Genomic DNA, 19,574 nt, shown 5'->3' on the forward strand with positions numbered 1-19,574 from the left:
TAACGGGCCTTACACAAGAAATTGCTTACAAAAAAACAGTCAGAGCGCCTTTCTATTCATCTTTGTATTCATACTTCACAAGGGGATTCAGGTGGATCAAAGATAAACTCTTATTCTTTGATTTCAGGAATATTTTAAGGTAAAGACTGAAATATATTTATCTTTTTTACCCCCAAAAATGAAATCAAATGTAGTTTGTGCATTCAATTAAGCCAAACGAGTATTGAAGCCAAGTAAATAGCATTGAGAAAATGTAAAGACGTTTTATCATAGCGTGTAGCAATGGCGCAGTGTTGCCTTCAGTTTAGTAAAAAAATCTTCAAATGATGGGGGCTATTAATGAAGGCTCTCAAAGGTTCTTTTAGGAGGTATAGCTAAATCAGTATAAAAACATTACGAGAGGTAGAATTGAAATAAGTGATCAATTAAACAAGTTAATATTCTTCTTATATTTTGGGCTTAGGCCCATTTTTTCTTAATTTGATTGAGATCTGGAGAATAAGAAGGTAAATAAAAAGTAAACCATGACCTGAATCTTCTAGCATCTTTTGCATATCTTTCCCTTTATGGAAAGTTGCATTATACCAATTCCCATTGCTAAATAAGCATATAATGATTGCCTTTTAAGAAAAAGTGAAATATATCGTAGGTGTATAACAAACAGCTTAAATATAATGGCATCTTCATCAAAATTATTAACCACGCAGGTTGCAAAAGAAGTAAAATATCAGCTTAGAGAGATTGGGAAAGCTGCAAAAATATCACGTAAATTAGAAGAGGTAATTTCAGCCAGGACTCATGGCATTAGTAAAGTTACAAAGATTTACGACATAACTGGAACGACTCTGACTTCGTAGATCAAGCATATAAAAAACGACTCGATAGAAAGCCTTAACGCACCTGCAGAGCGCAAAAAGAAAAACAAACTTAAGGATAAAGAAAGCAAATCTTGGAATAGTTAAAAGTCGATAGGCAGTTAAACATAAAGCTAATTCGAATAAAACTAGAAAATGTCTTTAATATAGAGATTAGCAAGTCAACCGTTCATCGAGAGATCAAGAAGTTAAATTACTCTCTATATTAAGCCCCGTCCTAAACTAGCCAGGAAATAGCTAATTGCACGCCATCGCACATATTGTTTTTTGATGAATCAAGATTTTGCGCTCATTCCAAAACAAGTCACGAAGGGTATGAGTGCAGTACCAGGCCACAAATTTCATTTAAAATCGGTTAACAAAATTTCTATCTTTGTAGCGCAGTTAAGGTTTAACGGCAGTAATTTTGGTCTAATTCTACCCAATGTCGATGCATATGAATGTATTTTTATTTGAGCTTGTAAGGAAGGATCCTTCTGATAAAATTGCGTTGATTATGGATGGGGCAAGATGGAATAAATCCAAGGCTTTAAAAATTCCGACGCCTTTAACTAAAGATATTTTTTTTAGAATTCGTAAAAGGAAGCCTTTTAAAAGTCTCTAAAAATGATTGTATGTAAATTTTGTGAATGATCGGAGTGCTTTAAAAGCGGTTTTGTTCGAGGGATTCAGAGGTACAAATGTAAAAGATATAGAAAAAATTTCACGAGGTGTGCCCGAAAAAGACAAGCTCAAAGCCCTTGTTTCATACGCAAGCGACCTTTCAATGAACCGAAGCTCAGCGTTTTGGTGTCAGCGCCACCGCTGTTTTGAAGGGGGCGGCACCTTATAATCAAGGCTATGCGCTAAAATTGAGCCATCTCTAGAAGACAAAAGTATTGTCAAGGAAGTCGATGAATTTTGGCATTATTTAAAAAAAGTAAAAAATTTAAAGCCTATGATCGTTCTGGGCTCATCGATTGGGAATTTTGCGATCACTCGAGCCAAATTTTCAAACGACTTTTTGAGCGATTAAAAAAATAGAAAATTTTATTTTATTGCGCAGATCATTGGGCAGGTTTTAATAAAATTATTCCACGCACCCGCACATTTCAGGGAAAAGATAAAACGTTTTCCATTAAACAAAACAACGCTCGATATCGCCATTGGTTTGCAAGATTTCGCCCCCTCTTGCAAACACACGATCACTTGAAATGCTGGAGGCAACACTGCGTATTTTTTCGGCACTTCACGTTAATAAAACTTTGAAAATTAATCGTACTATCTTTGGTTAAAAGCCACCCTATATAAACTTAGTTTTGATTTTCAAAACAGCTCTGTGTATAAATCTTTTTTTTAAAAAAATTTATCGATAATTACAAAACAAGAAAACTAAAGAAGCAATGGTTTAAACTCCTTATTGACAAATGAATCCAAACTTAATATAATCCTTTTTGATGTAGCGCCCATAGCTCAACTGGATAGAGCGCCAGACTACGGATCTGGAGGTTATGAGTTCAAGTCTTGTTGGGCGCGCGTCAATTTTTAACTTTTTAGCGATTATAATTAAAAAGTGTTCTTTATCACATCCTGAGAGGGATTTGGTATCTAGTTCTTTTGTTTTTCCCCCTTCTCTTTCATAATTACGGATGCTATCATTAAAAGCGTGTAGGGTGTTTAGATAGGAAAAAAACGTTGGAAATTTTTCTGGATAGTGTTTCAGTAAAAGATATCTCTGCAGGAGTACGCATGGGAATCGTTAAGGGGGTTACAACCAATCCTTCTCTTTTAGCCAAAGAAATAAGATCTCTTAAAGAAAAATCTGGGGATAGTTCTGTTGAACGCATTATAAAAAATATTTGCAGCGCTAGTCCTTTGCTTCCTGTAAGCGTAGAAGTCACAGCAGAAAATAGTGACGAGATGGTTCGTCAAGGGCTTTGTTTTTCTGAGTGGTCTCCTCAGGTTGTCGTAAAGATTCCCTTGACCGATCAAGGATTGAAGGCGTGTTTTCAGCTTACAACAAAAGGAATTCCTGTAAACGTCACTTTGTGCTTTTCTTTAATCCAAGCATTTTTGGCAGCAAAAGCTGGAGCAACATATATTTCTATTTTTTTGGGACGGCTTCAAGATAATGGGCAAGACGCATTTCAAATCCTTCAAGAGACGTATCAAATGCTGAAAAAAATAGGATCGTCTTCAAAACTTTTGGCTGCTTCCGTTCGAACTTTAGATCACGTGTATCAATCACTATTGGCAGGAATTCCTGTTGCAACAGTTCCGTTTTCGGTATTGCAAGCAATGCTTCAAAGCCCTCTGACGGATAAAGGGTTAAAGCAATTTCAAGAAGACAGTAAAATTTTTTCGTCTCAGCTTTCTCTAAAGAGTTCTCAAACTGTTTTTCAAAAAGAGTTTTCAGCATGAGTGCAGATAAAACGAAAAAAGTTCCTTTTCATCGGTTAATTAAAAAAAATATTATTTTACGTTGTTATTCTTGTAATGGAGTACGGTTTTGTAAGAGCTTTCTAAAAGATAAAATCTTAGAGAAAGAGCACCTAGAAACCCAAGTTTTAAAAATGTTTCGTTAATTACGGAAAAATATGAAAATTTCTTTCTTTTCTTTAGGAGTGTATCTGTATGAATTCTGTTTATAGGACAAAGTATTGCGGTGCTTTAAGATCTTTGCACGAAGGGGAAAGCGTTAAACTTTCAGGATGGATTCATCGAAAGCGCGATCATGGACAACTTTTATTTATCGATCTACGAGATCATTACGGAACGGCACAATGCGTTGTCGATCCCGCAAGTCCGGCATTCGTTATTTTAGAGCATGCCTCACTAGAGTCCGTAGTTTTTGTGGAAGGAATTATTGTACTAAGAGAGCCGCATCTTATTAACACAAAAATAGAAACTGGAGAAGTAGAAGTCAAAGTTCAAACGGCAAAGGTTCTATCTTATGCTGCTGCATTACCATTGAACGTCAATTCAGATGAATCTTTTCCTGAAGAAACACGATTAAAATATCGTTTTTTGGATTTGCGTCGCCCAAAGCTTCATCAGCATATTGTCACGCGCAGTAAGGTTATTCAGTTTTTAAGAGAAAAAATGCAAAATCAAGGATTTTTAGAAATTCAAACTCCTATTTTGACCGGAACAAGCCCAGAAGGTGCAAGAGATTATGTTGTTCCCAGCCGTTTGTACCCTGGGCAATTTTATGCCCTTCCTCAAGCTCCTCAACAATTTAAACAGCTTTTGATGGCGTCGGGATTTGATAAGTATTTTCAAATTTCTCCGTGTTTTCGTGATGAAGATCCAAGGGCAGATCGATCCCCAGGAGAGTTTTATCAATTAGATATGGAAATGGCTTTTGTCACACAAGAAGAAGTTTTTTCTGTACTTGAACCTGTTTTACGAGAAACTTTTCAAAAATTTGCTCCCCAAGGCTGGCATGTTCCTTTGGAGGATTTTCCCCGTATCCCTTACGAAAAAGCCTTAGAGGAATATGGAAGTGATAAACCCGATCTAAGAAATCCTTTAAAAATCTCAACTGTATCTGATTTATTCCGTCAGAGCAGCTTTGGTCCTTTTCAAGAAACCTTACGTAAAAAGGGAGTGATACGCGCATTAAACGTTCCAGGATTAGCTGAGCAACCTCGTCAATTCTTAAAAAATTTAGAAGCCTGGGCTATGGAGCAAGGCGCACCAGGATTAGGATATATTCTAAAAAAGAAAGAAAAGTGGCAAGGACCTCTTGTTAAGTTTTTTTCTGAGGAAGAGCAGTGGGAGTTGTCTAAGAAATTTGGACAAGAAGAAGGTACAGGGATATGCTTTATGGCCGGCCCTGAAAAGGAGGTTGCCCAACTTCTAGGAAAATTAAGAGTACATTTGTGGAAAATTTTAACCTCTGAAGAAGAAAAAACTTATCGATTTTGTTGGATTGTAGATTTTCCGATGTATGCTGAAGATTCGTTAACGCAACAGATTGTTTTTTCTCACAATCCTTTTTCTATGCCTCAAGGGGGAATGGAAGCTTTAGAACAACTCCCCCCCTTGGATATCAAAGCCTTTCAGTATGATATTGTTTGTAACGGAATAGAATTGTGCAGTGGAGCTATCCGAAATCATGATCCAGAAATCATGAAAAAAGCCTTTCGTATTGCAGGATACGAAGAACAAGAAGTATTTCGTCAATTTGGCGCACTATTGAATGCGTTTCGTTATGGAGTTCCCCCTCACGGGGGGGGGGCTCCCGGCATTGAGCGCATAGTAATGTTGCTGTGTGAGGTGCCAAATATTCGTGAAGTCATCGCCTTTCCTTGGACTCAGCAAGGAAAAGATCTGTTGATGCAAGCACCAGGGCCATTACCTGCAGCCAGATGGAAAGAACTTCACTTGCGTCCTAATCAATAAAATGTAGAAAAAATCAAAGCAAAATCTTATTTTGGTCTTACAAAATATAAAAAGACGAAAAAATAAAGAGTATAAAAGCAAAGAAAGCATTTATACTCTGTTTACCCTTCGATTTGAATCTTATCAAAAAAAACAAGCTCAAGTCGAACACACACAAGAAATGTAAAGCTGCTTTATTGAGGTTTTACGTGTCGCGATTTTTTTATACTGCTTTTACTAATATAATAGTTCTAACTCATGAGAATTACTCAAAATTAACCCGGTTTCCATTCCAGAGAAAAAAAAGCTTAGCTCTCGAATTGCACTGATGTCAGAATCGGACCCATGAATAGCATTGAAATCAAGGTCTATCCCAAAACGTTTTCGAAGAGTTCCTGGAGCTGCATCTTTTGGATTTGTTGCTCCAAGCAACGCCCTAAACTGCAGCGGAGTATCTTTTCCATTCTGCTCATAAAGTGCCATCAGTAAAACTGGCCCCAAAGTAAGCCGCTCACACATGGGCTCAAAAAACGATCTCTCAGCATGTTCTTTATAAAATTTTTTTACTTGGGATAAAGTAAGATTCTGACTTTTCATTGCTAAAATAGAAAAACCTCCCGTTTTAATAGCCATCAAAATTTCTTCACAATGATTCATTGCGCTTGGTTTTATCAAAGAAAAGGTTAGATTCACAGGAACTCCTTTGTTGTTTTCTAATGCTTACAGAACTTAAGTGTATACCGGCTTGCAGGGAAAGTTCTAGAGCTCCTCTATACTCCCCCTCACTTTTTTTCAGGTAGTTTAAAAGATCGCTGAAATCAAAGAATAAGAGTTTATCTTTGATCCACCTGAATCCCCTTGTGAAGTATGAATACAAAGGCGCTCTGACTGTTTTTTTGTAAGCAATTTCTTGTGTAAGGCCCGTTATAAAAGCCTATAAAATAGCAACAGCGACAATGGTCATAAGTTTGGAAAGTCTTCCCAAATCTTTCATAGGGGTATTTTCAAGGTTAACCCCTTGCGTTTTCATAGTTCTGAACAGCCGTTCAATGTCCCCTCTTTGTTTGTTTAGTACCCGGTCTTTATCTTAAGCAAATGACAATGTACGCATCTTTAATCTTTTTACCTACGATACCTCCCCTAGGATCATCCAGCATGTTACGGATGGCGGCTTTCGTCCGTATTTAGGTGAGTAAAAAATCCTTCAAAGGCTTTTAGAGGTGCCAAAGTTGGCCAATGGATTATCTTTTATACGGATAAAAAAAGGGATCTTATGGTCACAAAAATAAGTCACAAAAATAAGTCACGCAAATAAGTCACAAAAATAAGTCACGCAAATAAGTCACACAAATAAGTCACACAAATAAGTCACACAAATAAGTCACACAAATAAGTGATCCAATCTTTGCCCACAAAATCGCGATCAGCTGAAAAGGAGAGAATTTTATCGCCCCCAAAGATTTCCTTAAATTGGTTTAATAAACTGATGCGTGCTTGGGGGTGCGAATTTTCCTGGTGATCAAGCATGCTCCAAAATAAAGGAAATGTAATCTTTCCAACTTTAACAGCTAGTACGAGGCAATTGATATTCTGCGTTCCAAACTTCCAATTGGTGCCATCGAGCATTAAATGCATTTTAGAAACTTGCTCCCAAATGCTTGATATTAAGGCTTTTGAGAAGAGTTCAGAATCAATTCCTTGTCCTTTTAAAAAAACGCCTGACGCGTTCAAGCTTGGATTTTATTGAAGGTGGAGAGTGCATCTTGTGGATCATCGCAGGATGCTGAATCTTTCGCTGATCGATCATACTAAGTACGAAGGTTTTAAAAGTCTCTGCGCGAGAATTGTGAAAAGCTAATAGTTTTTTTATCTTATTTATTATGAATGAGAGGTTCATTTGCATTAAACATTGTTGTTTATTTTTAATAAAATAGCCTCTTTTTCGGATCTTTTAAAGACCCTTCAAAAAAGTGAGGGGGAGTATGGACTTTCATTACAACACTTTTGTCTTTTGGGGAAGGCTCAATTTTGGCGCATAGCCTTGATCCTAATCTTGCTCGCCCCATTCAAAACAGCGATGGTGCTGACACCAAAACGCTGAGCAATTCTGTTCATTGAAAAGCCGCTTGCGTATAAAACAAGAGATTTTAGCTTGTATTTCTCGGTCACACCTCGTGAAATTTTTTCCACATCTTTTACATTTGTACCGCTAAACCCCTCGAACAAAACCGCTTTTAAAGCAATCTGAACATTCTCAAAATTTACATACAATTAGCTTTATTCTTCTTTAAGACCTCTCATTTGTAAACTCCACAATTTTCGATACATTCCACTTTTCTGTAAAATTAACGAGTCATGTGTTCCATCTTGAACAATTTTTCCCGCGCTAAACACTAAAAGACGCTCCATGCTTAATAAGGTATTTAAACGGTGTGCAATAAATAAAACAGTTTTACCATGCATTACTTCTGAAAACGCTTTTTGTAACTCTTCTTCTGTAATTCCATCTAGACTGCTGGTCGGTTCATCTAAAATTAAAATAGGCGCATCCTTTAATATAGCTCTTGCAATGGCAATACGTTGTCGCTGTCCCCCTGAAAGACGGCTTCCTCTTTCTCCTACAATCGTATCATATCCTTGAGGAAGCGCTTGTATCACTTCATGAATCTGAGATTTTTTTGCTGCTTCCTGCACCTCTTCAAAAGTTGATTCAGGGCGACCGTACAAAATATTATCCAAAACAGACCTATTGAATAATATACATTCTTGAGGGATCACAGAAATCGCCTGCCTTAAGCTGCATAGATTAACATTTTTTATATCTTGACCGTCTACACACACTTGTCCTTTTTGGACATCTTGAATTCGAAGCAGTAAATTAATAAAAGTTGATTTTCCACTTCCTGAAAATCCAACAATCCCTACTTTTTGCCCTCCTGGAATATGAAGATTAAAATCAGAAAAAAGAGGTGCTTTGCTGTGACGATCGTAGGAAAAATTTACCCTTTGAAATACAATCTCCCCTGTGGAAACTGACAAATGAGGGGGAAGAGATGTTAATTCTAAAACTTGACTTTCACAGTACACAATGGAAAGAGCCTGCTTTAATGCACCTAATTTTTCCCAGAATTCTCTTATTTCTGCTCCTAAAGTCCAAAATTGATCTAAAATTTGCACATTTAATGTTAGCACTAAAACGAATTCTCCAGCACTGATTTCTCCAGATTTTATCCCTTTCCAAAGCCACCAAAAACATAATCCTTCAAAAAATACAAAAGACAGGCTCTGGAAAGCATGCAGAATGCGAAAAAAATAATCCCTATCCTGTTCCTTTTGTAAGGCCGCATTTGTGTATTGACGTATCAGCGAAAGTTCTAGAATATGCCTAAAAAAAAGCTGTACACTGGCAATGTTAGAAAAAACATCTACAATTTTTCCCACTACTCTAGAGCGAGATTCTGCAGCACGGTGTGCCAAATGGCTCTTAGAAAATAAAAAACTTAAAGATCCTCCCAAAAAAATAATCAACCAGCACAGTAATGCCCAAGCAAAATGCGGATGAACTTTTGCCACGCTATACATTGAAAACACCAGCGTAAAAAAGCAAGTTAAAAAGTTATCAACAAAAATTTCAATAATGTTGGGAACAAACGTCACTACATCGTTAATTTTATTGGTAAGATTTCCAGAAAAATGCTTTTGATAAAATTGAAGAGGCTTTTGCATCATTCGCTGCATTAATTTTAGCGCAATGTATTCCCTTTGAGCAGGAAAAAATCTTGCTATTGTTGTGTCGTAGCCAAAATTAATCCAACAAAAGCCAAGACCTAAAAGAAGGTAAAAAACCATCAGTTTTGTAAGTGTTTCAGTATAAGGCATATTTTTTGCATGGGTTACGATGTCAATGATAGACTTGACCAAAGCGGGTTGTAACGTAACAATGGCGGCCCAAGCCAAAGAAAGAAAACTTAATGCTATGATTTGCTTCCAAAAAGGACGAGAAATTTCGTAGAAAAATACAGAAATTTTTTTGTTAGACATTGCTAGACTCCTTGAGTACAGACCTCTATCGATTCTTTATTAGGAGTTAATATTCCGGTTACCATTGTTCCATCGGTCTTGTACCCTTCAAAATTTCCGGTATCCAGACAAGTAAGAGCCCACGCTTGATCCAAACAAAGCAATCCCTGACCTGAGCAAAAACTTCCCCAAATCCCTTGAACATTACCTTTATTATCTAATAGATCTTCCCCAGCTTTTAAAACAGATCCGGCAAGAACATGAGTTAAACGAAATAAGCCCCTACGAAAACGATTCTGATAAAAACTTCTTGCAATGACCTCTTGTCCTATATAGCATCCCTTTTTCCAAGAAATTCCTTGATGAAGATGGTAATGGTATTCTAAGATCAAAGAACGTCCACCAACAAGGTCACAAGCACCGCAAGGAATACCGTTTTGAATACATAAAACACGATAATATTTTTCTGTTCCTGGAATACACAAAGGGGTGGGAATTTCGTGCCAACATTCATAAGGGAGGATAACGCGAAAACCCAAATTTAGGTGACGAGGGTCTTGAAATATGATACCAGATCGCTCTTGTATATGCATTTGTACTTCATGATGAAGTTGATGGCATTCTGGACCACTAAAACTTATAACAGCAAAAGGCATATCTTGAATCTGAACAGAATGCAATGGCCCATACTGATCGATCAGCCCTTTAATCACAGGATAATGAACAACATCGCACTCTAAACATAAATGCCCCTTGTGATAAAAAACGAAAGCGTCTGCAAGAAAACGTCCTTGACGGTTTAAAAAAGCAGTAAACACCCCAATGCGATGGTCAAGAAGCTTCATATCGTTAGTAGAAATTCCCTGAATAAGATTTTCAGACTCTTTTCCCAAAAGCCGACTTACACGACGAGAAATCAAAGGAATCCAAGTATTCATATTGTAAATCTTTTTCAGTGCCAAAGCATTTAATCCTTTGCATTCTATAAAATATTTATCTAAAATTCAAGATGAGAGGATTTTAACCAAAGAGAGCACGATCAATTTTCAAAGTTTTATTAACGTGAAGTGCCACAGAAATACGCAGTGTTCCCTCTAGCATTTCAAGTTATCGTGTGTTTGCAAGAGTTTTTCGACGAAATTTTGCAAACCAATAGAGGTGAGGAGCGTTATTTTGTTCAATGAAAAACGTTTTATCTTTTCCCTGAAAGAGGCGGGGGCTTGGAATAATTTTCTGCCCAATGATCTGCGCAATAAAATAAAATTTTCCATTTTTTAATTGTTCAAAAAGTCGTTTGAATGTTTGACTCAAGCGATCACCAAATTCCCAATCGATAAGCCCTGCACGATCATAGACTTTAAAAATCCAAGCTTTAAAAATCCAAATTTTTTGCTATCTTTTTTTTTAATAATACCAAATTCATCGACTTCCATGACACTACCGTTGTCTTCTGGGGGGGCTCAATTTTGGCGCATAGCTTTGATTATAAGGTGCCGCCCCTACTTCAAAACAACGCTTGCTCTGACACAAAAACGCTGATCGCTTCGGTTCGTTGAAAGGACGCTTGCGTATAAAACAAGGACTTGGAGCTTGTCTTTTTCGGACATACCTCGTGAAATTTTTTCCACATTTTTTATTATTTGTACCGCAGCCCCCTCGAACAAAACCGCTTTTAAAGAAATTTTAACATTCACAAAATTTACATACAATCTTTTTTAGAGACTTTTAAAAGACTTCCTTTACCTATTCTAACAAAAAATATATTTAGTTAAAATCTTCCAAGATGAACAGCTTTGTATAAAAATGATTGAAAATAATATTTTGATTTTATAAATGATTCAACATAAAAATGATAATTAGTCAGTAATGGTTCAGAGCTAATGAAGGGAATGTTCGGTATAGTTCAAACCGCGTCCTCAATGCATCCAAAGGACAATTGAAGCCAAGTGAATAGCGCCCAAAAAATTTACAGACGTTTTTTCATAGCGTGAGGCAATGGCGTGGTACTGCTTTCAGTTCAGCAAAAAATTCTCGGTCAGACGGGATTTATAAAGATATTTATCATAATTAAAGACTCTAAACGGTTCTTTTAAGGGGGGATAACGACATTGCTTTCTTTGAGCTTTTACCGTACACGTTCATGGGTAGGACCAATCTTCAAAGGGACGCATGCTTTGTTAGGCCATACTCTAATTGCGGTAGAATCATCTATAGATCATAAAGGCTTATAAATAAAAGTTTCCGAAGAGGGAATAAAAAAAATAAAGATCGCCCAAAGAAAGGATCCATTAATATTTGATCTATTTTTAATGTAGATTTTTGCTCGGCCTTTCAAATCGCCATAAACTTTATTTAATTAGGAGACTCGCATATTGTTTATGCAAATCTCAATAAAAATTACTAATTTTACAATAAATTTAATACAATTTTTTAATTTTTATTTGTTAAATCTATTTGTCTTCTTTATCTTCTTTATCTTCTTTATCTTCTTTATCTTCTTTATCTTCTTTATCTTCTTTATCTTCTTTATCTTCTTTATCTTCTTTTTCTTCTTTTTCTACATTACCTTTTTCACTGCTCTTAGTCTTTTTAGACCCAGAATCTTCATCTGATTCAAATACTTTTTGAAGTACTTTTGAAACATCTTCTTCCGCTTCTTCTTTAGCGCTTTTTTTTGCCATTAAAGGCATAGATACTACTGTCATCATTAAAAAATAGTAAAAGAAGTTCATTTTTTTTTCCTTTTTGTAAATAAGTTCAACAAGAATATTGTACCCCATAAAATTTAAAAATTAAAAAACAAAATCGTCATAAATAATATTCTCTAGATACAGCCCGTGTGCAGGAGCAGTAAAAGGCTTTTTATTGCTCCTTTTTGGAGAAAGATATTCCAAAAATTCTTTTACATCAATACGTTGAGCTGCAAAATGAACCATAGCTCCTGTCATCATCCGAACTTGACGATGTAAAAAAGATTTTGCTTGAAACCTTAGACACAAAAACGATCCCATATCCTTTATAGTAATTTGATCTAACGTGCGAACTGGACTAGAAGCCTGACAAGAAGAATTGCGAAAATTAGAAAAATCTTGGGTCCCTTTTAACATCTCTGCCGCATCTTGCAGTAAAGTCGTATGAATCGGTCTATTTACCCACCATGCTCGAGACTTCCACAAAGGACTGGCGCTAAAGCGAGTAAGAAGCAAATACTTATATACCCTGCTTTTTGCAGAAAAACGCGCATGAAACGTATTGTCTACCGCTTTTACATCTAAAATCTGAACACCTGAGTTTTTTAGATAATAATTCGCCCCTTTAAAAAGACGATCTTTCGTGTAGGTTTTAGCAAAATCAACGTGAGCCACCTGTCCTTTAGCATGCACCCCCGAATCAGTACGTCCCGCAGCATACACAGAAACTTCTTCTTGAGTAAGCTCTAAAAAAGCCTGTTCTAATCTCTTTTGGACAGAAATCGGTGAAATATTTTGACTTTGCCACCCCGAAAAATACGCTCCATCATATTCAATACAAAGAGCATAACGAAAACTCATACCTGTATTGAAGAACAGTTATTACCCAATTTATTATAAATAGCATTTAAATATCGAATATAAGCACGAAATCTTTGATACTGAACTCCCCCCATACGCTCAATAGGTTGGGAAGAATTGTGAACACTTAAGGGATTAATTTGAGAACCGTTTCTAATCATTTCAAAATGCAAATGATTTCCTGAAGCATTTCCCGTGGATCCCACAAAACCAATAACCTGCCCTTGATGAACAGTTGTACCTGGACGTAATTTTTGTGCGTATCTCGATAAATGGCCATAAGCTGTACGATAGTCATTAGAATGACGAATACGAATAAAGTTTCCATACCCTCTAACCCACCCCACTTTTTCTACAACTCCAGAAGCCGCGGCTCGAACAGGAGTTCCTAAAGGCGCTGCAAGATCTATTCCCTTGTGATGATGGTGGTGCCCAAATATAGGATGCTTTCTTTTTCCAAAATAAGAAGATAGTCTTCCCCCAGAAAGAGGGCGAATGAAAGAAAGCCCACTTTTCTCTTTTGCTTGATTAACCCTTTCCCCATTTTCCGTAAACAAGCCTGGCGCATTCTTGCGTAAGGAATAAGGATACAAAGAAACGTTACGTTTTGTATTCTTTAACTTAAGAAACAAAATATCTTTGCACTGAATCTGTCCAGTACGTGCATTTTTAACTCCTCTATACAATATAAAAAATTGAGCCCCTCTTCCGTAGTGCTGGCGCAAAGGAATTTTACTTGCCTCCAAGAAGGATGTAGCAAGGCGAAATGCACAAGAAGGTAATCTTTTTCTTCTAAGATCAGAAAGAAGGGAGGTAGTAACAACTCCTTGAGTGCGTATAACAAAAGGAACCAAAGAATCTTTTATTGTTTCAATTCTAAACTTTTCTTTATCGATAAAAATCTTTTTTGTCGTTACTAGATCCATAGGAATCTCTATAAATGAAAGATGCTTTTCTTCTCCCACTCCCAAGTAAAAAATACGAACTTCTTTACCCGCGATAGCGCGCGTTAACACTTTCTTCTTAGAAAGACTGATTAAAGCATCTCTTATAAGTACACGATGATGAGGAAGAATATTCTGTAACCGTAACCCATGCATAAAATTATTTAAAGAGTTCCATCGCAAAGAAAAGCTTTTTAAAGCGTGAGGAAAAACTTTTGTTAAAGCAGATTCTAAACCAGTAGCCATATTAAATTTTCTAGATGAATTCAACACGCTATTCCAGTAATAAAAATCTTTTTGAGATTTTGAAATGCGACAAGAAAATAAAGTAAAAAACTGAGCAAAAATACGAGGTTGATAATACTGGTTCCTAAAAAAAGTTACGTCTACTTTCTGGTTTTGAAATAAATTTGAACGATACCCATGATGAACGTACAGTAATACCCCAAAAGAAAAAATAAGAAAAGTCGTAATTTTTTTTAAGAACTTTTCTACACAATTATTCAAAGAAATATGCTGCATCTAAATTTTCCTCACACTTAATAAATCTGTTGAAAACTACATAATGTAGGCTTCATCTTACAAAATTTTGTACAAAAATGTAACCCCCCCCACTAACTTGCTCTGCAAAAATTTTATAACTGTAAAGTCGTTAAACTAGGCCCCATCTTCAATTGAGTTGATTTTTTATATTTTTTGAGAATTAGATAATAGAACATTCAAAAGAAATTTGTATTCAATCAGATGTTATGCGTTGATGAAGGGGCAGTGGGATCGGATCAAGAATCTTTTACCTGGATCCCCAGGGGAATTTGAGCGTTACAGTAAAAAACAATCAGCATATTTGTGGAGGCTGCTTTATACCGTTGCCACGCAGGAATTCCGTGGAGAGGTTTTGTGATTTTAAAGCTATACATAACCCGCTTTACGAGGTAGGGCCAAAATGGCGTATGGAAAAAAGTCTTTGAGACGCTGGTAAAAGACGCCGATAACGGGTACGCGATGATCAATTCCACGATTGTGCGCACCCATCAACACAGCGCTGGCGCTAAAAAAAGACAAAAACCAAGCTATTGGACGATCCGTTGGGGGGGGGAGCCTGAGATCCAAGCAATCTGTGATGCCCAAGGCAACCCCACCAGCAATCCCATCGCTTTTCATCTTACAGAAGATGATTTGGAAGTCGCTGATGCGCTCCTCGCAAAGGCTAATGCGGTGCTTGCCGATAAAAGGGGGCGGCGAAAGCATTACAAATTGACCGAACAGCAACATCAGGTAGCGCCTGCATGAATTGGCACAAATTATTTTCAAGATTTTCTATTGTCTCGTACATGTAAGTATTCAGGATGTTCTGCTTGATATATAGCCACAACCTCTCTACAGGGGGTAATTCAGGTAAATAGGGTGGCAAGTATAAACTCTGTATACCAAATCAAAGTGAAAATGTTGGACTAATGCGTTGAAAATTGTCATTGCGGTCGACAAGATCTATGGCGATGTTGTCCCAGGTTTGGTCGAAAAAATTTGCAGCACACTCTGGCAAAACTCTTTGGCGGAGACGAAAAATCGATTGTTTCGTACATGTTCATTCTTCTCTGGTTGGGGGGCTAGGGAGGCATAAGTGTTGAAATTGTCAAAATAAATGTTTAACAGCATTGAAATCCCCTCCTGAAATAATAATTAATGTTTTAATAAAAGAGCATTAAACATTGTTGTTAATTTTTAATAAAATAGCCTCTCTTTCGGATCTTTTAAAGACCCTTCAAAAAAGTGAGGGGGAGTATGATGTGTCTTCTTAAAAAGTTTTTAATGACATAGCTACTTGTTTTAAATCGCAGAATTAAAACAAGTACTCAAAGAACGTACTTTAATCTATTTAACGTCCGTTATTTTATTGATTAACATTGAAAGCAAATATTTTTCTATAAATAATTTATAAATGGGTATATTTTTCGTTCTGCCTCCTGATTTATATTTTTTTTAATTTTTAAAATATTTATTATTTTTAATGAATAAATTCATTAAATAATCAAAAAAGTATCGGACACCTCAAGACTCTTCTATTGATTTTTACCGAAATTTAACAAAATAATCATAATTTTTTAAAATTATTGTATTGACAATACTTGTTTTTTTTTGTAGCGTCTGTATCGTATCCTTTGCTAAAAAAGAGTTTAAAATGGTTACATTAAATAAAAAATTTATGCAAATTTTTATTATGCTGCTGAGTTCAGTTTATTCTGAAGAGGGAAATGGAATAGGAAATGGTTTTGCGATAGATGCAAATCAAGAAAAAACAGCCGTTTTGAATCATTCCGTTCCTGCTGACTGTGATAGTACGATTATTGACTCGCAAGAAGAAAGTTTTCAAGCGATTATTAATAACTGCTCTGAGAGCTTTTTGTTAGAAGATCAAGAAGAAAATAAAATATTTGAAAGAGAAGAGCTAGGAAAAGGTACAAAAAGCGTTTGGAGATTTTCCCCTCTCCCATCAATTATTGATCCAATTAACTTAATTATTAAACAATGCAAAAAAAGTTTTTTGGATTTAATACAAGATGCAAGAGATAATAATGTTTCTTTAAAAGAAACGGATGGAACTCAAGCGATAGGAATAAGAGAAAAAGAAGATAAAAGTGTCCGTTTTATTTGTCCGTTCACACAGGAAGGAATAAAGACTGCTGTTAACTTGATTGATATAGATCGTCCGTCAGTTTATAATTTAGAAACTTCACTAATTGAATTTCATGCTACTATGAAGAAAATACTTCAAAAGGCTGGCCTTTATCCGAAAAACACTCCGTCTACTACAGTTGTGGTTAAAAAATTTGAAGACGAAGAAATGTTTTCTTCACTATCTGAAAAAGAAAAAGAGTTTCTTAGTACTATTGGTTTACAGCTTCGTAAAGAGTTTAACATTTTCAAAACCCTGAAAAATAATCAAGAGGGATGGGAAAATATTGAAATGCAGTTGCGTCTAGTAACAGGACCTTCTCGGTACCAGCCTCCTCATATTGACGGTAATACGATTTGCGTAGCTTCTTTTGCTGTAAAAGATGTTTATGAAGCGTACGGAAAAGAAAAACTTTTTCTTCCAAATAAAAATACTTTTTTGTGGTTTGGAGATAAAGCAAATGACTTATCCTCAAAAATTAAAGAACAGTTAACACAATGTGGCGTAGATTTTAGTTCCGTTCAAGAATTGCCTCACGGTGTTGACTATAATCCGGAAGACGAAGATTCGAAAAACGCTGTAACACTTTTGGTTATGTGGGGATTTTCGAAGCGCTCAGCATCTTATTGTTTTTTTCCTAAGCCTGTGGAAAACTTCCAAAAGCCTATTTCTGGGCAAGAATAAAGTGTATATCTTTTAAAATAAAAATCTCTTTTTTGCAAGAAGTAATTTAACTTGTTTTTTGCAAAATTCCTTTTAATTGGATAAAACTTTTTTCTATGAAGTTTTATTTTTAATTTAAATTTTAATCAAACGACATAAATGGGGTTTGCGCCCCATTTTACATTTTTATGAAAGTTTTTCATGCAAATCTTACAAAAAATTAGTATATAATTTTGAAGATAGAAAAAATACCATAGGGAAAAACTTTTCTCCCAGTGAAAACTAGTGACCGCGTTAACATTTTTACTTTTCTAACTTGTTTTGAATGATTTCACTTTTTGAAGTAAAATTTATTGCAAACTTTGTAACTATATTTAAAAAATCCAGGAAATCAATTTAGGATGAGGAGTTGAAAAGTAATTTTCGCTTGATAAGACGAAATATTAAGTTTTTTAAGATTAATAAAATTATTTGTTACGTAGAAACTATTACCATTCTAAATACAAGAAAGCCTTTCCCTTATTGTTTGGACCATAAGAATGCCTAGTCTATTTTTAGCATTCAATTTTAAAATTTCATGGCAAAAAAAATGTTACCCAATAATTTGTGAACAAAATCAAAAGAGAAGAAATGACCACACTTCTTTGCGCAGACACTCCAACACCAAGAGCACTGGAAGGTGCGTTTAGACCTTCATAACAAGAAACAAAAGCAATAACAAGCGCAAATACGACTGATTTACATAGACCTATTTCAATGTCAGCCCAATGAATTATATCTAAAGCACATCCCAAATATTGAGGCCCATGCATCCCCTGTTTTAGCACACATGTTATGTATCCTCCAAAAATTCCCATAACGTCCGAAAACAAGGTAAGCAAAGGAAGAGAGCATAAAACAGCAACAATTTTAGGGCGAACCAAATAATATAAAGGAGAAACTGCTACACTAACAAGTGCGTTAATTTGATCCGTAATTGTCATACTGGATAACTCAGAAGCTATAGAAGCACCAAGACGCCCAGCCATCATTAGTCCTGCAAGAATAGGACCTAACTCTCTTAGAATAGCAAAAACAACTAACTCTACTTGAATGCTAGAAACATCAAAGCCATGCATAGATTTTCCACTTTGCAACGCCAAAACCATACCGGCACATACTGCTGTCATCCCTACAAGAGGTAACGAGTAAAACAAATATTGAGCAAACAAGACCAAAAAAACCTTCAGATTCATAAAAGGCCCTTTCCCAGGAAAAAACACCTCAGCAAAGAATACTGCTCTTTGACCAGTATTCTGGAAAAAAACTAAGGAATGCTTTCCCACAGAATCACACAACTTCACTAACACAGACCGCTCTTCACTCATATCTTTTTATCCCTCGAACCAAATTTTACAAAATATTTCGCGTCTCGTAAAGAAAATTGATCAACGTAATATTTCAAACGACTTAATTCTTTGGGACCAGAGGCGCTTCCTAATATATAAAGAACACCTTTAAAAACACGAATCACGTAATTTTCCACTTTAATCTTATCATCCATAATCAAGCTTGCTTTGATTTTTTTTTCTGTAATTCCATCACTAATATAGTCAGTAAAATACTCCACCCCTACAGATATTTCGTTCCACACCTTGTTTACACCATTTACCTGTTTTGCAATTTTTCCTGCTTCTCTTTTCATCTCCTCATTTGGAACGCTCCCCACCAATACCACATCTTTTTGATACACTAGTGATTCTATCCCATCTAGCACCCCAGAATCATGTAACAAAAAATCTTGAGAAAGCTTAAGCCGAATCGTGCTATCATCCCAAGCTTCTGATACCGTACGATCTTGAGAATTAAAAGACAAAATTCCGCATCCTTGTACCCCTATCAATATAATGCACGTATAAAAAAAAGTACAAAAATGACTTTTAAACATATCTAAAAGCAACAAAGCAATACTATTTTCAGGATAGCTTTAAGCCTTTGTAAGGTCAAGTTGTTTTTATGGATAAACTAAGAAAATGGTCTTCTGATATAATCAAATGGAAAATCGTAACTCTATGTACTGCGTTTTGAGTACATAGAGTTATCAGCTTGAAACATTTTTTATCATAAGAAGGGTATATACTCATGCTGAATGAAATGGTTTAAAAGTTTAATTTTATGTATTAATAATTTTTCTTATGCAAATATTTCTGACAGAGGAAGAGCGCGTTGCATTAAGAACGCAGCATCGGCAAGAAAAGAACCGCCGAGTAGCAGATAGGATTAAGGCTGTTTTGCTATCCGACAAAGGGTGGAGCTATCGTCAAATTGCTAAGGCTCTTCTGATTGACGATCAGTCGTCATGTAGAGAAGTGTACCAAATCAAAGTGAAAGTGTTGGACTAATGCGTTGAAAGTTGTCATTGACGCGGTCGACAAGATCTATGGCGATGTTGTTTCAGGTTTGGTCGAAAAAAATACAGCATACTCTTGCAAAACTCTTTGGC

Annotated in this window: 23 protein-coding genes, 1 tRNA gene and 1 pseudogene; 9 read left to right on the forward strand and 16 right to left on the reverse strand. The window is 35.9% G+C overall.

What is annotated here, in order from left to right; translation table 11 throughout:
* Positions 1-1,500 precede the first annotated feature (1,500 nt).
* The 6 genes and pseudogenes from HE1_RS03375 (at position 1,501) to aspS (ending at position 5,261) form a co-directional block, all read left to right on the forward strand.
* Positions 1,501-1,741, forward strand: a pseudogene (locus HE1_RS03375) (helix-turn-helix domain-containing protein).
* 279 nt (positions 1,742-2,020) lie between these two features.
* A complete protein-coding gene (locus HE1_RS09970; RefSeq protein ID WP_278243241.1) occupies positions 2,021-2,149 on the forward strand; it encodes a hypothetical protein in 129 nt (42 codons plus the stop codon).
* A 167-nt stretch (positions 2,150-2,316) separates the two neighbouring features.
* Positions 2,317-2,390: transfer RNA gene (locus HE1_RS03385), tRNA-Arg, on the forward strand.
* A gap of 159 nt (positions 2,391-2,549) precedes the next feature.
* Positions 2,550-3,275: a transaldolase family protein gene (locus tag HE1_RS03390; protein WP_023492424.1), complete on the forward strand. Its 726-nt coding sequence runs from the start codon at positions 2,550-2,552 to the stop codon at positions 3,273-3,275.
* Entirely contained in the window at positions 3,272-3,439 is a 168-nt protein-coding gene (locus HE1_RS08885) for a hypothetical protein (RefSeq protein WP_023492422.1), read from the forward strand. The genes HE1_RS03390 and HE1_RS08885 overlap by 4 nt, the downstream gene beginning before the upstream one ends.
* Positions 3,440-3,488: 49 nt before the next feature.
* Positions 3,489-5,261 (forward strand): aspartate--tRNA ligase, encoded by a 1,773-nt coding sequence (gene aspS, locus HE1_RS03395; RefSeq protein ID WP_023492420.1) that lies wholly within the window; start codon positions 3,489-3,491, stop codon positions 5,259-5,261.
* A gap of 216 nt (positions 5,262-5,477) precedes the next feature.
* Here the strand turns inward: aspS and HE1_RS03400 are convergent, their stop codons facing one another.
* The 14 genes from HE1_RS03400 to HE1_RS10340 all read right to left on the reverse strand — a co-directional run bounded on the left by HE1_RS03400 (position 5,478) and on the right by HE1_RS10340 (position 15,166).
* Positions 5,478-5,873, reverse strand: a complete 396-nt coding sequence (locus HE1_RS03400; protein ID WP_242837189.1) for a nucleoside-diphosphate kinase — start codon at positions 5,871-5,873, stop codon at positions 5,478-5,480.
* Positions 5,874-5,883: 10 nt separating this feature from the next.
* A complete protein-coding gene (locus HE1_RS08175) occupies positions 5,884-6,117 on the reverse strand; it encodes a hypothetical protein (RefSeq protein WP_162480275.1) in 234 nt (77 codons plus the stop codon).
* A 491-nt stretch (positions 6,118-6,608) separates the two neighbouring features.
* Positions 6,609-6,971: a hypothetical protein gene (locus tag HE1_RS03405; protein ID WP_052567301.1), complete on the reverse strand. Its 363-nt coding sequence runs from the start codon at positions 6,969-6,971 to the stop codon at positions 6,609-6,611.
* The gene (locus HE1_RS08180; protein WP_162480277.1) at positions 6,931-7,143 is read right to left on the reverse strand and encodes a hypothetical protein; all 213 of its coding nucleotides are present in this window, start codon (positions 7,141-7,143) and stop codon (positions 6,931-6,933) included. Before HE1_RS08180 ends, HE1_RS03405 begins: the two co-directional genes overlap by 41 nt.
* A 119-nt stretch (positions 7,144-7,262) precedes the next feature.
* Positions 7,263-7,511: a hypothetical protein gene (locus HE1_RS03410; protein WP_035544761.1), complete on the reverse strand. Its 249-nt coding sequence runs from the start codon at positions 7,509-7,511 to the stop codon at positions 7,263-7,265.
* Positions 7,512-7,517: 6 nt separating this feature from the next.
* Entirely contained in the window at positions 7,518-9,281 is a 1,764-nt protein-coding gene (locus HE1_RS03415) for an ABC transporter ATP-binding protein (protein WP_035544764.1), read from the reverse strand.
* Between the two features lie 2 nt (positions 9,282-9,283).
* Positions 9,284-10,198 carry a CAF17-like 4Fe-4S cluster assembly/insertion protein YgfZ gene (gene ygfZ, locus HE1_RS06510; RefSeq protein ID WP_052567302.1) on the reverse strand — a complete coding sequence of 305 codons (915 nt, stop codon included), beginning with the start codon at positions 10,196-10,198 and terminating at the stop codon, positions 9,284-9,286.
* A 169-nt stretch (positions 10,199-10,367) separates the two neighbouring features.
* Positions 10,368-10,571 (reverse strand): hypothetical protein, encoded by a 204-nt coding sequence (locus HE1_RS08890; protein ID WP_035544766.1) that lies wholly within the window; start codon positions 10,569-10,571, stop codon positions 10,368-10,370.
* Complete coding sequence (locus HE1_RS09975; protein ID WP_278243039.1) at positions 10,568-10,693, reverse strand: hypothetical protein; 126 nt, start codon at positions 10,691-10,693, stop codon at positions 10,568-10,570. The genes HE1_RS08890 and HE1_RS09975 overlap by 4 nt, the downstream gene beginning before the upstream one ends.
* A gap of 66 nt (positions 10,694-10,759) precedes the next feature.
* Entirely contained in the window at positions 10,760-10,954 is a 195-nt protein-coding gene (locus tag HE1_RS03430; protein WP_035543793.1) for a hypothetical protein, read from the reverse strand.
* Positions 10,955-11,710: 756 nt separating this feature from the next.
* Complete coding sequence (locus HE1_RS08185) at positions 11,711-11,992, reverse strand: hypothetical protein (RefSeq protein ID WP_162480279.1); 282 nt, start codon at positions 11,990-11,992, stop codon at positions 11,711-11,713.
* A gap of 60 nt (positions 11,993-12,052) precedes the next feature.
* Positions 12,053-12,811 (reverse strand): tRNA pseudouridine(38-40) synthase TruA, encoded by a 759-nt coding sequence (gene truA, locus HE1_RS03440; protein ID WP_035544768.1) that lies wholly within the window; start codon positions 12,809-12,811, stop codon positions 12,053-12,055.
* Entirely contained in the window at positions 12,808-14,277 is a 1,470-nt protein-coding gene (locus HE1_RS06515; protein ID WP_052567306.1) for a M23 family metallopeptidase, read from the reverse strand. Before HE1_RS06515 ends, truA begins: the two co-directional genes overlap by 4 nt.
* Positions 14,278-14,962: 685 nt before the next feature.
* Positions 14,963-15,166, reverse strand: coding sequence for a hypothetical protein (locus tag HE1_RS10340; RefSeq protein ID WP_162531235.1), 204 nt, complete (start codon positions 15,164-15,166; stop codon positions 14,963-14,965).
* Positions 15,167-15,214: 48 nt separating this feature from the next.
* Here HE1_RS10340 and HE1_RS08895 point away from each other — a divergent pair, with 48 nt between their 5' ends.
* A complete protein-coding gene (locus HE1_RS08895; RefSeq protein ID WP_162531233.1) occupies positions 15,215-15,376 on the forward strand; it encodes a hypothetical protein in 162 nt (53 codons plus the stop codon).
* A 558-nt stretch (positions 15,377-15,934) separates the two neighbouring features.
* Positions 15,935-17,113 carry a hypothetical protein gene (locus HE1_RS03455; RefSeq protein WP_206537228.1) on the forward strand — a complete coding sequence of 393 codons (1,179 nt, stop codon included), beginning with the start codon at positions 15,935-15,937 and terminating at the stop codon, positions 17,111-17,113.
* 554 nt (positions 17,114-17,667) lie between these two features.
* Here the strand turns inward: HE1_RS03455 and HE1_RS03460 are convergent.
* Positions 17,668-18,459, reverse strand: coding sequence for an MlaE family ABC transporter permease (locus HE1_RS03460; RefSeq protein ID WP_035544772.1), 792 nt, complete (start codon positions 18,457-18,459; stop codon positions 17,668-17,670).
* Positions 18,456-18,974: a BON domain-containing protein gene (locus tag HE1_RS03465; protein ID WP_206537229.1), complete on the reverse strand. Its 519-nt coding sequence runs from the start codon at positions 18,972-18,974 to the stop codon at positions 18,456-18,458. Before HE1_RS03465 ends, HE1_RS03460 begins: the two co-directional genes overlap by 4 nt.
* Before the next feature lie 292 nt (positions 18,975-19,266).
* On the opposite strand from HE1_RS03465, the gene HE1_RS03470 reads away from it, so the two are divergent.
* A complete protein-coding gene (locus HE1_RS03470) occupies positions 19,267-19,473 on the forward strand; it encodes a helix-turn-helix domain-containing protein (RefSeq protein WP_035544776.1) in 207 nt (68 codons plus the stop codon).
* The last annotated feature ends 101 nt before the right edge of the window (positions 19,474-19,574 follow it).

Origin of the sequence: Holospora elegans E1 (genome assembly GCF_000648275.1) — a bacterium.
In the GTDB taxonomy this organism is placed as follows: domain Bacteria; phylum Pseudomonadota; class Alphaproteobacteria; order Holosporales; family Holosporaceae; genus Holospora; species Holospora undulata_A.